This is a genomic window from Shewanella sediminis HAW-EB3 (genome assembly GCF_000018025.1).
Lineage (GTDB): Bacteria > Pseudomonadota > Gammaproteobacteria > Enterobacterales > Shewanellaceae > Shewanella > Shewanella sediminis.
Genome location: NC_009831.1, coordinates 2,051,608 through 2,064,808, shown reverse-complemented (window position 1 = coordinate 2,064,808; position 13,201 = coordinate 2,051,608). Strand labels below are relative to the sequence as shown.

Here is a 13,201-nt window from a genome sequence, read left to right as displayed (position 1 = left end):
CCTACTTTTATAACCGATATTCGAAAACCGTTGCCCATTACCCCTTGCCCCTTAGGAATGGAGACCGTCGGTGAAATACCCTAAGGGGTTCACAAGTTCGAAAAATCCCCCCGGTTTCAATACAAATCTAGCTACTATTTTATTTCATCATGCTATCTTATGGCTACTTCCCGACGATGGTGAGTTTAACCAGCCTCTGCAGCTAATTTTCCTCTGTTGAGCTGTCAGTACCGTCGGAGAAATAGTACAAATAAATGCCAACTCAGCAATAAACCTTTCATTTTGAAAGCGCTTAGTTCAAACCAAGAAAACCGCTACTTACTACCGAGAATGAGCTAAAAATAATTATGTCTTTTTACCAGTCCCCGTTAGATGTCACCGCCTTCGATGCGAAGTTTGAAGCACAAAAGATTGCCTTCGCTCCAATCAGCTTTCAAGTTACCCGCTGCTTACTTAAATTTGGAATACTCGCTCACATCGATGAGGCAGGTGAAGAGGGCTGCTCACTCGAGGCTATAGTAGAGAGAAGTCAGCTATCTGAATACGCCTGCAGCGTGCTATTGGATATGGGGCTGAGCATGAGATTAATCTGGCAAAATGACACTCATTTTATATTAGATAAGATTGGTCATTTTCTGCTTCAAGATGATATGGCAAAGGTCAACTTAAACTTCGTCCATGATGTCTGTTATGAAGGGCTATTTGAACTCGAGTCTTCATTGAAGGAAGGTAAGCCTAATGGACTCAAGGTATTCGGTGATTGGGAAACCATCTATCCGACATTAAGCGAACTACCGGAGCAGGTTAAAAAGAGTTGGTTTGAGTTTGATCACTACTATTCAGATCATGCTTTTGGCCAGCTATTACCGCTAATTTTTAAGAGCCAACCTAAACATATTGTCGATGTCGGCGGTAATACCGGTAAGTGGGCATTAGCCTGTACAAACTACGACCCGGATGTTTACGTAACGATTATGGACCTCCCCGGTCAACTAAAAGTCGCCCTCAAAAATGCCGAGGAGAAAGGTGTAGGAGACAGAGTCGAGGGATACCAATGTGACTTGCTCGATGAAGAGCAGGCATTCTGCGATTCCGGCGATCTCTATTGGATGAGCCAGTTCTTAGACTGCTTCTCTAAAGCTCAGATCTTGAGTATCCTCAAGCGTACGGCTCAAAGCATGACTGCCAATAGTGAACTCTGCATCCTGGAAACCTACTGGGATCGTCAGCCCTTCGAAGCCGGCGCATTTTGTGTCAATGCAACTTCCATCTACTTTACAGCTATGGCGAATGGAAATAGCCGAATGTATCACTCCAAAGATATGCTAAGCCTTATCTCACAGGCAGGCCTATTTGTAGATGAAGATATCGATGACATAGGTCTGGGCCACACTCTGCTGCGCTGTAAATTAAAACCTTAGTTCGCCTAAGAAGCTTGGTTAAATAAAACTTATGACGAGATTAAACAGACTCAAATTTTCTTAATCATCTTATCCCCTTAACATAAGTGCATAAACTCACTTTAAGGGGAATAGGGATGAAAGCCACTATAACCAAACTCTCAAATCACGTATCTCGCCTACCAACACCTATGGCTGGTCTGGCTCTGGCTATCGCCAGTCTCGGCTGGGCATGGGACAGTATGCTACCCAATATGGATGGTCGCGGACAGATCATAGGCGCCGTTGTCGCAGCGGTACTACTCATCTCTCTGGTCGTAAAATTTGTTATTCACCCAAAGATATTAAAAGAAGATCTATCTCATCCCGTAGTGGGCAGTGTGATCCCAACGTTTGCCATGGGGCTCATGGTTGTATCTAATGCTTTAGGACAATACTTGCCAGCACAGGGACGTTATCTGTGGTTGTTCGCTATCATGGTCCATATCCTGTTTTTAGGCATGTTCATCTTCTACCGGGCTATCGACTTCAAGCTGGAACACATGGTACCAAGCTGGTTTGTGCCACCTATCGGTATCATAGTCGCTGCCGTTAGTTTTCCCGGGAGTCAATATGAATGGATCGCGAGCGCAACGCTCAACTTCGGTATGGCCTGCTACCTCATCATGTTGCCGGTCATGTTATACAGACTCATATTTTGTGCACCAATCAGCGACGCTGCCAAACCGACTATAGCTATCATGGCGGCGCCTGCCAGTTTATCTTTAGCCGGCTACTTAACTATTAACAGTAATCCATCAATCGTTATCGTTGCACTGTTACTGAGTATTGCGGTGTTGATGACCAGTGTCATTTACCTGGCCTTCTTTCACCTGATGAGACTCCCTTTCTCTCCAGGATATGCAGCCTTTACCTTCCCTATGGTCATTGGCGCAACAGCCTTGATTAAAGCGGGTCACTGGTTAATTCAAAGCTTCGGTGAGAGTCAGTTAACAGATTTAATCGAACAAGCCGCAAAGGGAGAGTTATTTATATCAACGGCTGTAGTCTTGTATGTCGTATACCGCTACTTGTCACATTATAGACCTATGACGCTAACGGCTTAACCCACTTTAAATGACACATGAAGGAAATAACTCCGTAACAAGTAAGTCGATTAACTATCCTATAAAACTGCACATGAAGATTTAAATGCTTATATATCAACCAACAAAATCATTTGCTTTCTGCCACGCAAAACCCGACCTTATTCACAAATATCGTGAATTTGTTTCACCGAGACATTTTTTTTAAATTTATTTGTTAACGCAGTTGTTAAGATAATACATTTAAGCAACAAGATTTTCATAGGCAAATCAATGTAAAGATGTTGGAATTTGTTTAAACATTCCAATCCAAACCTCAAAAACAGTGTAAGCCATTGATTAACCATTTGTTAACCCGCTCAAATGTTAATGCTTACGGATCAAATTGTTACGAGCGTGTTCCTTGCGGTAATAATTTGATCTGTATCTCTTTTATTGCAGATGTTAGTTTTGTGTGCTTATATCTGTCCCTTAGTAATATTCCTTAATAGTTATTAACATGTGTAAAGACTATTAAAGGAATTACTAAATAAAAATAAACAATTGAACATCTAATAATTATAAACAGATGATAAGTGTCAGGGAGAAAACAAAATGTTGCCTAATTCTAAATTGGCTAAAGCTGTACGTTTTGCATTAATTACTGGGGCAGCAACTGCCGCATTAAGTGCACCAGCAGTCTATGCCGCAAGTGATGATGAATCAGTAGAACGTATTCAAGTTACAGGTTCTCGTATTAAGCGTACCGATATGGAAACAGCGACGCCTGTTACCGTAATGAGCGCTGATGATATGGCGAAGCAAGGCTTCACCAATATTCAAGATGCACTAGAGAGTCTAACCTCTACTACAAGTGCGATGACAACCCAGTCAGTTCATGGTTTCACACCTGCAGCATCATCTATCAGTCTACGTGGCGCTGGCGCTAACCGCACACTAACACTTATCGATGGTAAGCGTTTAAACCAGTACCCTAAGCCTGCAGGCGGTACTGATAACTTCGTCGATACAGCAAACCTTCCAATGGAAGCCGTTCAGCGTATCGAGATCCTTCAATCAGGTGGTTCTGCAATTTATGGTGCCGATGCTGTCGGTGGTGTAATTAACATCATCCTAAAGAAAGATTTCGAAGGTGTTGCACTTAAATATCGCCATGGTGATACATTTGAAGGTGGCGGAGGAAGTGATCGTGTTGCACTATCTCTAGGTTCATCATCTGATCGTGGTAACGTTTCAACTTTCATCGAATTTACAACTAACGAACAGTTAAAAGCAACTGATCGTGAAAACTTCGGCCTTCATACCGATAAAGTTCCTTACAGCGAATACTCACAGTACAGTTCATACGGTGCACGTATCGCAGGTGGCAGTGGTGCTAAAGCTCTGACTCCTGAAGAGTGTACTGCAGGCGGTTGGTTCTGGGATGCAGCTCGCAGCATCTGTGGTTTCGATCGTTCACAGTGGCGTGACCTTGAGCCTGAAAGCACACGTTTCATCAGCTCAACAAATTTCAACTATGAGCTTGCCGATGACGTGACCTTTGTTGGTCGTCTTGATTTTGCAGAAGCAAAATCGACTACCCGCATCGAGCCTATGGCAATCAACGACTATGACATCAATGTCGCCGGTGACAACGTTACCGTTAGTGCAGGTGATCTCAGCAAGACATTCAACAATAAAGCAACCGCGCTAGGTGGTGACTTTGCCAATGCTGAAGATGGCGATTACTACTACGTCCGCCGTCTACATGAGTTTGGCAACCGTATGGGTGAAACAAAAACCCGTAACTACTTCTTCACAGCCGGTCTTCAAGGTGTTGTATTTGATGAATATGATTGGGACGCCTCAGTTAACTATGGCCGTACTAACGTCGACGTTTTCCGTGGTGGATACGCGACTATAGCTGGTATGTTTGACTACATCACAGATGGTGAAAATGGCAACTCACTGCTTAAGAACATGAATGCTGAAGATGTAGAGGCTGCTTCTTACACACCTTTCGAGCGAGCTCAGTCAACTCAGAAAAACGTACAGGCAAACATCACAGGTACTGCATTTGAAATGCCTGAAGGGGACGCACTGTTCTCATTTGGTGCAGAATACACAGAGCAAGATTACGAAACTGAGTCAGATTCTGAATCTGCCAAAGGTAACATCTTGACTACCGGTGGTTCTTCAGGTGCAGGTGATCGCTCTTACTGGGCAAGTTACGCAGAACTAAGCATTCCAGTACTTGACGTGCTGACTATCGATGCGGCAGTTCGTTATGATAACTACAGTGATTTTGGTGGTAATTTATCACCTCAAATCGCTATTGAATATCGTCCAATGGATGAGCTACTTGTTCGTGGTTCTATCAGTTCTGTATTCCGTGCACCAGATATGCACCGTGTGTATGGCGATTCGACCAATGGTTTCACTACAGTAATTGACTTCAAGCAGTGTCTGGCCATGGGCGGCACACCTGCTCAAACTCATCCAGATCCAAGGATCAACGAGATATGTAATGAACTACATATCGACACGACTACTGGTGCTAACAAAGAACTTGAAGCAGAAACTGGTTACACTGCAAACATAGGTGCGGTATGGGGCGGTGATTCACTCAATGCTTCATTCGACCTTTGGGAGTGGAAGCTTGACGATATGGTTAGCGATATTAGCGCCAGCAAAGCAGCACGTGAATATGAACAATATGAAGACATGATCACTCGTGATGATGATGGCACCATTACTCATGTTGACGCGGTTGCACAAAACCTTGCATTCCAAAAAGTTCGTGGTATCGACATGACTGCCGGTTACGCTTGGGATCTTAACGAGTTTGGTGAGCTAAAACTGAACTTCAATGGTACCTACATTCTATTGTCTGAAGGCCAACTAGCGCCAACGGATCCTGTAGAAGATGATATCGATAATGGCGGTCTACCTCAGTACCGTGCGAACTTAGTCCTTGGTTACTTCATCGAAGACTTCGAAACAACACTTGGCGCGTACCATACAGCTCGCATGCACGGTATGCAGTACAAGTCATTCAAAGAGTCTGCGGGTGATGACTTTGACGAAAGTGCACATGAAGTTGCTTCACAGACTAAGTGGAACCTGACTGCTGGTTATAGCATCACTGATGATATAAAAGTAAAAGCTGGTGTTGTTAACCTGTTTGACGCTGGTCCAAACTTTGATCCAACTGCAACTAGCTGGCCTCACTACCAGCGTTCAGTATATAACGCACGTGGTCGTGAGTGGTTCTTAGAAGGTGAAGTTAAGTTCTAATCAATAGATTAAACTAGCTTTATAGCAAGTATTCACTTGTATTAAAAACGGCATCATTTGATGCCGTTTTTTATGTTATTAAACCGTTACGAATATCGGCTCACATACTCTGTCACAACCTGATCAGTATTAACATTACCAACGACTATATGTTTAAACTCACCCCCAGAAACTGCCTCATACGTTCGTTATAACCCTTAAACTCTAATGTGTTTAATACTGATGCCGTTCGCGATGAATGAGGGCCGTAGTTAATGTTTAGCCCATAGCGCTAAAACTCGCCTCTCAGGCGTATTGCTAGAAGCTTCCTTCTGCGCAGAATAAACTCTGCAGGAGTCATCATTCGTTCTTTGAACCACCTTGAATTAATAGATAACATTAGATTAGTTCACTTTCTTAAACCTATTGGCTATGACTGATAAAGTACTAGTTTGGAAGATAATTTGACTGAAGACTAGCAACGTTCATTCATAAAAAACGGCATCGCAAGATGCCGTTTTTTTAGATATATTGAAACTTAGAGCTGTCAGGCTTAATTAACTAAACCCCATATAGTGGGCTCCCACAGCGACCACACTTGAAACGACAAACAGGGCTATCATCAACCTCAAGATGAACTTGAAGACATGATCATAGTCATTGCCCCACTGTTCGATGTTCTAATTAACTAAAACCGAGATAGTGTGCGCCCACAACGACCACACTGGAAACGACAAACAGTGCTAACATGAAGCGCCAGATAAACTTAAGCCAATCACCCCAATCGACCCGGCATACACCTAAGGTGGCCATAAGAGACGCCGATGTCGGCACGAGCACATTAGTAAAGCCATCGCCCAGTTGAAATGCCAACACGGCGACCTGTCTTGTCACGCCGACGATATCGGCAAGAGGCGCCATCAAGGGCATGGTCAAGGCCGCCTGGCCCGAGCCCGAAGTAACGAAGAAGTTAAACACCGCCTGAAACAGCAACATAAACCAGGCCGACAGCGCATCTGGCAGATAACCGATAACATTACCGGCACTGTTTAAAATCGTATTAAGCACACTGTTTTCACTCGGGCCGCCGCCTCCGAGCAGGATCAATATTCCCGACGCACAGCCGACCAGAACAGCCGGCTCAAGCATAGTCGCAGCGCCCTGTTTAAAGCTGACCGCCACCTGATTAACCGTCAAACCATTGAGTTTAAACAAGACACCTATTACGCCGATCACAATACCCATGGTAAAAAACTGACTGGCAATTTCAGGAATAAACCAGGCTTGAGCTACGACGCCCCAGATCACCCAAGCAACGGTAGCGACTATGGTGAATAGTACTAAAAAGTCCCCCAAGTTAAAGCGGCTATCTAAACTGGCTTTACTCTGGTTTTCCCGAAAAAAGGCATCGCTGTGATAACTATAGGAACGTTCGGGAGTAAGTCTGATCCTGTTGGCATAACGCATGGTGAAAATCAGCCCCATCAGGGTAAATCCAGCCCACATTATGACTCTCATTCCTGAGCCAGAAAGTACCGGCACACCGGCGATCCCCTGAGCGATGGCGACACTGAAAGGGTTCATCCAGGAGCTTGCAAACCCTACCTGAGTGGCGACATAGGTGACCATCACCGTGGTGATACCATCGTACCCGAGCCGTATCATCAAAGGACAGATGATGATAGCAAATGCGATAGCCTCCTCTCCCATACCAAAAACGGCGCCACCGAGAGAGAAGAGAATAAATATCACCGGAATAAACAGCATCTCATTGCCGCGGGTCTTATCGATAAGCTTCAAGATACCGTTATCTATGGTGCCTGTTGCCATCACAACGCCGAAGGAGCCTCCTATCACCAACATAAACATGATAACGCCGATGGCGCTGCCCCACTTCGACCCGGACACTAACCCCTCGAAGGCAAAGTTAAAGAACCCCGTTCCTCCTCCGCCTTCAAACAAGGCAACCGGTGCCAGCTTAGGCTCGCCCGCTTCATTTAACGCATATGAGAATGAGCTTGGGTCGATAACACTACGGCTTTTCTCTACGCCATCTGCGATATAGCTGACATCCTGGGTTTGAAACGATCCTGTCGGTACGATATAGGTGAGCAGTGCAGCAGCCAGTGCCACAAAAAAGATAATGACCAGTGTATCCGGCATCTGCCAACGACTTGCGTTGGTTAGAGAGTTATCGTGAGGAGATCTTGAAGCAGATGTGTCCATGGTGAGCCCATTGTTATTATTATGTGGCCGCAAATATAAACTAATTCTGTGTGGGTTCACAGCCTAAAGCGAGCAATTTACCTGGTCCATCGGACGCCGATAAGGCCCCTGCATCGGAATAGTGAATAGTGAGGATGCCCCCGTATACCTACGTACAAGGGGCGGAGTGAAAAGAGTACTAGCTTACAGTTTCAGCACTTAGCTTACGGCGAATCATCATTGTTGAAAAGTGTGACAGCAACATGACTGCAAGGGATAGTGACAGAGCCGGGACAATAGGATGAACCCCCCACATAGACTGAGGATTAAACTGCAAAGCTAAGTAACTGATTAAACCCGAAACCATAGACAAGAGTGCGCTATGACCTTTTAACTCTTTGAAAAAAACGCCGGCAATAATTGGCCAGAGAAAAACCGCCTGCAACGCGCCGAATGCAGCCAGATTAATCCAGACTATCATCTGTGGCGGCTCGATTGCCCAGTAGGTGGCAATGGCCGTGATAATCAACATAGCGACGCGCGTGAGCTGAACTTGTTTAGCGGGCCTTATTTCTGGACTTATCCTGACAGCTCCATCCCTCACTATACTCACTGCGGACTGGAGTAACATAGAGTCGACAGAAGACATAACTGCAGCGATGGGAGCGGCCAGTAGCAGACTTGCCCAGAACGGATTCATTAAGCCCGAAATCAATGTTGGCATGATCTCATCGGACACGGCTAAATCGGGATAAAGCGCCCTACCCAATACGCCACACACATGAGGAATAAACGTCATCAGAAAACAGATTATCGTCCCCCACACCATGCCTCTCTTGAGTGAAGCCTTATCCTTTACCGCCAACAAACGCACCAATGTATGGGGTAAGCCCATGGTACCGAAACAGATAAGTATCCAAAATGACAACATCATGGGCCAACCCAGATACTCATTTACACCGTGAGGGCTCAGCATCTCAGGGGACTGTTTACTGACCTCACCCATCAACTCAGGTAAAGAGCCCTGACTTAATACAACCGCCAACAACACGATTAAACCAAGCAACATGACCATACCCTGAAGTGCATCTGTGATGACCACAGCCCTGAAACCTCCCGTCAAGGTATAAGCCAGTACGGTGATAACAAATAATCCCAATCCTAGCTCATAACTAATACCACTGACCCCGGAGAACATTCTGGCTCCGCCGATAAACTGCACCGAGATCATTGCCACGAAGCCTACAACCAGGCTAGTTATGGCCAGCCAACTTAACCAGCGATTCTGATAACGGTCATCGAGCCATTCAATTAACGTCGAATGCTGCTTTTTTCGCTGGCTTAAAAACTTGGGGCCAAGCACGCCTAAGGTCAGTATCGCCACCGGAACCTGAATAAGGGCTAACCATACCCAGCCTAACCCCATCTTATAGGCGGCTCCCGGACCTCCGATAAATGAGCTGGCACTGGTATAAGTGGCGACTAAGGTTAGCGCCAACATGGGGCCATTGAGAAACTGGCCTCCGATAAAAAATCGTTTCGCTCTGTCCTGATATAGCGAGCCAGAGGCTTTAGCACCTGCAGCGCTCCACCAACGAGTGACGATGAGGCTCAAGATAAGGTAGATAAATACCGGCAATAGATTAATCATCAATTCTGCCTACGAGGTTTATGAGCAGAGCAATCAGCGTCAATGGTGCACCGATGCAAGACAGCCAGAACCAAACAGGCACGCCATACCATAGCGCACTAGCATCGAAAAACAGCGGGCCAGCGCACCATAAACAGAAGTAGATAAAGGTTAAGTTTAACGCCGTTTTGGAAAGTGAAAGCATAATGAAAACAGGAAATAAAACAGATTGACGATTCTAGTCAAAACAGGATACTCAGGCCAGTCTTATTCATCATATTTGAGAGGAGCTTCCCTATCCAGAATTTTGATAGTCGCATCCCCTCGGTATATCGAAAATTTGACGTTCCATTTTTTCGATAACCTACAGAAAAATTAAGATAAATTTAAGCTTCAGCCTCGATTAGACACTCGCAAGTCTAAAAAGAGTGAACCCTCTCTAACTTCTGCATTTCCGATATCGAGTTTACTTGTGAAGAGATGAAACAGGCTCTAAAATCAAAACTCAACAATATCAATTTTATTGATAGTTTCATTTTTCATAAATTTCATATAGGGAAGCCAAGTCCGCAGATGAAGTATTCACTCAAGCAAATCAGCGTTTTTGATGCCGTAGCTAGCCTAGAGAGCGTTAGTGCTGCTGCAAGAAAACTTTCAATGACACAGTCTGCTGTGAGTATGTCTCTGGGGCAGCTGGAAAATTTGCTCGGTCGACCACTTTTTATCCGCCAGGGAAACCGACTGACATTGAGCCACTGGGGAAACTGGCTGCGCCCTAAGGCGAGGCGTTTGCTTCAGGATGCACAACAAATCGAATTAGGCCTTCACGAACAACACCTTATAAGCGGTCGATTCCGATTATGTTCGAGTCAAACGGCAGCAGAGCACCTTTTACCCGAGCTCATCAGTAGAATTGATACGGATTTCCCGGAACTTCGAATAGATTTAACGGTAGAAAATACCGAAAATGTCGTCGAAGGCCTGTTAAATTATGAATTCGATCTAGGGATCATCGAGGGCCGTAATGATGACAGCCGTCTGCATCAGGAGCAGTGGGTAGATGATCATCTCGTCATTATCGCATCGCCTCACCACCCTTATGCCAATTATGAAAGCACGAGTCTGTCTCAACTAGAACAGGCAAAATGGGTATTACGCGAACAAGGCGCCGGTACACGACGAATATTTGAGGGCGCCATTCATGGTGTCATCGAAAAGCTCAATGTATGGAAGGAGTATGAGCATGTACCTCTATTGAAGTCTCTGGTTAAAAACGGATTATATCTGAGCAGCCTCCCCTTCCTCGATGTAGAAAAAGATGTGGCGAACGGCGAGTTAGTTATTCTTTCGACGCCTCAATTAAATATGCAGCGTCACCTCTCCTTCGTCTGGCGCAATGATTCAGGCGAGAATCCTCTACGTGATTGCCTTATTACCGAGGCGCGTCGCTTGAGCCGTAGTCGACAAATCAGAAATCAGGGGTAAAACAGCCGATAATTTTGTGCCATACGCATTTTATATGTTGAAGTACATGCACGAATGACGAATTATTTATCTATCGACATCACGATGAAATATGCAACGCCACCTCTCCTTCGTCTGGCGCAATGATTCAGGCGAGAACCCGCTACGTGATTGCCTTATCACCGAAGCGCGGCGCTTGAGCCGCAGCCGTCAGATTAGAAATCAAAACTAAGAAAAAGGGCTGCCGATATCAATCAGGCAGCCCTTGTTCCAGAGATAGCAGTTTATAACTTCAGTTCATTACATCTTATAGATATCACACACCTTCTGTGCAATCGCTTCACGTGTAATAACACCGCAAAGCACCCCCTTGTCTACTACCGGGAACACACTTGGCTTGCTCGCAGAGGCAAAACGCAGGCGCTCTTCATAACTCTTGTAGGTACTACCCATTAAAATACCGCTGTCATTAACAGGGAAAAGTTTACTGCGGTCGACCACCATCAACTCAATTAACTCTGATACCGAATCCTGAGGCGATACCGTTAACACTTCCGTCTGCATCAGGTCACTAACCTTATCAGACACGCCTCTGGCAAACTCTTCAGACCATAGACGGCGAAGCAGATCCTGCTGCGACACAAACCCAAGCAGGCGCTGCTTGTCGTCTAATACCGCCGCATTGCGACTATTTTCATCTGTAAGCTGCTTTAAACCCGCATAAACAGATAGCTCAGGTGAGATCGTCATAGGTTTAGGATCCATCAGATCTTGTACACGTAGTTTTTGAATTGTTTTTGGCATTTTTGGCTGTTCTCCAGAACTAGAAACGGAATATAGATGTGTAGGGCTAGTAAGTTGTGTAAAGCATTTAGCAAGAGGCTGTTGCTCAGGTTTAGCGGCATGTTCAATCAACCAATAACCTAACCCGACAAACGCCCCTCCCCCGACAATGTTTCCTAATGTCACGGGAATAAGATTGTTAAAAATAAAATGTTCGAGCGTTAAATCAGAATATTGTGCAGCCGTAACCCCTAAGGAAGTGAAGAACTCAGGGGATGCTAAATGTTGAATCGAGATCCCAAGCGGCACCATAAACAAGTTGGCAATACTATGTTCGAAACCACTGCTGACAAACATCGCCACGGGTAACATGAGGAGTATGGCTTTCGTCAGAGCATCACGACTGGCAAATGTCATCCAAACTCCAAGACAAACCAACATGTTACAAAGCACTCCCAGCACAAAAGCCTGGAACCATCCGTGGTGTAATTTATGTTGCGCTATGTTCAACGCATTCAAGCCCCAACGGCCTCCATCGAGTTCATACATACGTGCTGCCATGATGAGTGTCAGCATCAACAAGGCGCCCAAGAGGTTCCCCAGATAGACTCTCAGCCAACATTTAAGCAACTCTCGGGTAGACACTTGCTTCTGCGCCCAGGCAACACTACTTAGTACGGTGCTGGTAAACAGCTCACCACCACAGATCACCACAAGCATTAAGCCCAGACTAAACGCCAAACCACCTACCAGACGGACCATTCCCCAAGGACTGGTGCTGCTGCCAGTAGTCACTGTGATATAAAAAACAAAGGCTAAAGCGATAAAAGCACCCGCAAAAGCTGCAAGTCCAAACGACTGCCAGACCGCCTTGACCACTTTTGACTGGCCGTAAGTCTCTGCCTGTTGGTAGAGAGATAGCATTGGCTTCTTGCTCTCGACACCATTTGGTGTAACAAGAGGGATCGCGCTTACTTTCTGTTGAGACGTCATTTACACACCTGCCCGTGTAAATATTCGTGAGTGGTACTTCCTAACCGGCATAGATCTCTCCTGTTAATTCTTTAACCTGCTATGTAGGGCTAAAACGTTAACGTGAACAGAGAATAAATAAAATTTGATAATTGTGATAAACACTATCAAGTACATTGATGGGTGAGTTCAGATGTTTCAATTTGTTAAAGTTCCAACCATGAGAGGAATAGTCGCAACCAATTGTAATAAAAGCCTTTTACCTGCCAGGATTTAACGGTGGTTTGGCAGCCATTTTTGTAAGCAAGCCAAACGGTCCCTCGCCTTCAAGCTAGGATATCACCTGAAACAAGCTCAATTGCTGGGTTATAAGTTGTTTTGATGGAAAAGATGAGCAAGCAGTAACC

At 45.2% G+C, this 13,201-nt stretch carries 8 protein-coding genes and 1 pseudogene; 6 read left to right on the top strand and 3 right to left on the bottom strand.

What is annotated here, in order from left to right:
• Positions 1-347 precede the first annotated feature (347 nt).
• The 3 genes from SSED_RS08880 (at position 348) to SSED_RS08870 (ending at position 5,761) form a co-directional block, all read left to right on the top strand.
• Positions 348-1,421, top strand: coding sequence for a methyltransferase (locus SSED_RS08880; protein ID WP_012142065.1), 1,074 nt, complete (start codon positions 348-350; stop codon positions 1,419-1,421).
• A gap of 116 nt (positions 1,422-1,537) precedes the next feature.
• The gene (locus SSED_RS08875) at positions 1,538-2,506 is read left to right on the top strand and encodes a TDT family transporter (RefSeq protein ID WP_012142064.1); all 969 of its coding nucleotides are present in this window, start codon (positions 1,538-1,540) and stop codon (positions 2,504-2,506) included.
• Positions 2,507-3,079: 573 nt separating this feature from the next.
• Positions 3,080-5,761 carry a TonB-dependent receptor gene (locus SSED_RS08870; protein WP_012142063.1) on the top strand — a complete coding sequence of 894 codons (2,682 nt, stop codon included), beginning with the start codon at positions 3,080-3,082 and terminating at the stop codon, positions 5,759-5,761.
• 663 nt (positions 5,762-6,424) lie between these two features.
• Here SSED_RS08870 and yfcC read toward each other — a convergent pair.
• Positions 6,425-7,966, bottom strand: a complete 1,542-nt coding sequence (gene yfcC, locus SSED_RS08865) for a putative basic amino acid antiporter YfcC (RefSeq protein WP_012142062.1) — start codon at positions 7,964-7,966, stop codon at positions 6,425-6,427.
• 178 nt (positions 7,967-8,144) lie between these two features.
• The gene (gene panF / locus SSED_RS08860; RefSeq protein WP_012142061.1) at positions 8,145-9,596 is read right to left on the bottom strand and encodes a sodium/pantothenate symporter; all 1,452 of its coding nucleotides are present in this window, start codon (positions 9,594-9,596) and stop codon (positions 8,145-8,147) included.
• A 20-nt stretch (positions 9,597-9,616) separates the two neighbouring features.
• Here panF and SSED_RS25070 point away from each other — a divergent pair, with 20 nt between their 5' ends.
• From SSED_RS25070 to SSED_RS24960, 3 genes and pseudogenes are all read left to right on the top strand, one after another.
• The gene (locus SSED_RS25070; RefSeq protein WP_263053386.1) at positions 9,617-9,739 is read left to right on the top strand and encodes a hypothetical protein; all 123 of its coding nucleotides are present in this window, start codon (positions 9,617-9,619) and stop codon (positions 9,737-9,739) included.
• Positions 9,740-10,148: 409 nt separating this feature from the next.
• The gene (locus SSED_RS08850; RefSeq protein WP_012142059.1) at positions 10,149-11,060 is read left to right on the top strand and encodes a LysR family transcriptional regulator; all 912 of its coding nucleotides are present in this window, start codon (positions 10,149-10,151) and stop codon (positions 11,058-11,060) included.
• A gap of 88 nt (positions 11,061-11,148) precedes the next feature.
• Positions 11,149-11,271 (top strand): annotated as a pseudogene (locus SSED_RS24960) (LysR family transcriptional regulator); the annotation flags it as partial.
• Between the two features lie 68 nt (positions 11,272-11,339).
• Here SSED_RS24960 and focA read toward each other — a convergent pair.
• Positions 11,340-12,815 carry a formate transporter FocA gene (focA, locus tag SSED_RS08845; RefSeq protein ID WP_012142057.1) on the bottom strand — a complete coding sequence of 492 codons (1,476 nt, stop codon included), beginning with the start codon at positions 12,813-12,815 and terminating at the stop codon, positions 11,340-11,342.
• Positions 12,816-13,201: the final 386 nt, after the last annotated feature.

Coding starts and splice junctions, on each gene's coding strand:
- SSED_RS08875 (WP_012142064.1), top strand. CDS start 1,538: ATGAAAGCCACTATAACCAAACTCTCAAATCACGTATCTCGCCTACCA.
- SSED_RS08880 (WP_012142065.1), top strand. CDS start 348: ATGTCTTTTTACCAGTCCCCGTTAGATGTCACCGCCTTCGATGCGAAG.
- focA (WP_012142057.1), bottom strand. CDS start 12,815: ATGACGTCTCAACAGAAAGTAAGCGCGATCCCTCTTGTTACACCAAAT.
- yfcC (WP_012142062.1), bottom strand. CDS start 7,966: ATGGACACATCTGCTTCAAGATCTCCTCACGATAACTCTCTAACCAAC.
- SSED_RS08870 (WP_012142063.1), top strand. CDS start 3,080: ATGTTGCCTAATTCTAAATTGGCTAAAGCTGTACGTTTTGCATTAATT.
- panF (WP_012142061.1), bottom strand. CDS start 9,596: ATGATTAATCTATTGCCGGTATTTATCTACCTTATCTTGAGCCTCATC.
- SSED_RS25070 (WP_263053386.1), top strand. CDS start 9,617: ATGAGCAGAGCAATCAGCGTCAATGGTGCACCGATGCAAGACAGCCAG.
- SSED_RS08850 (WP_012142059.1), top strand. CDS start 10,149: ATGAAGTATTCACTCAAGCAAATCAGCGTTTTTGATGCCGTAGCTAGC.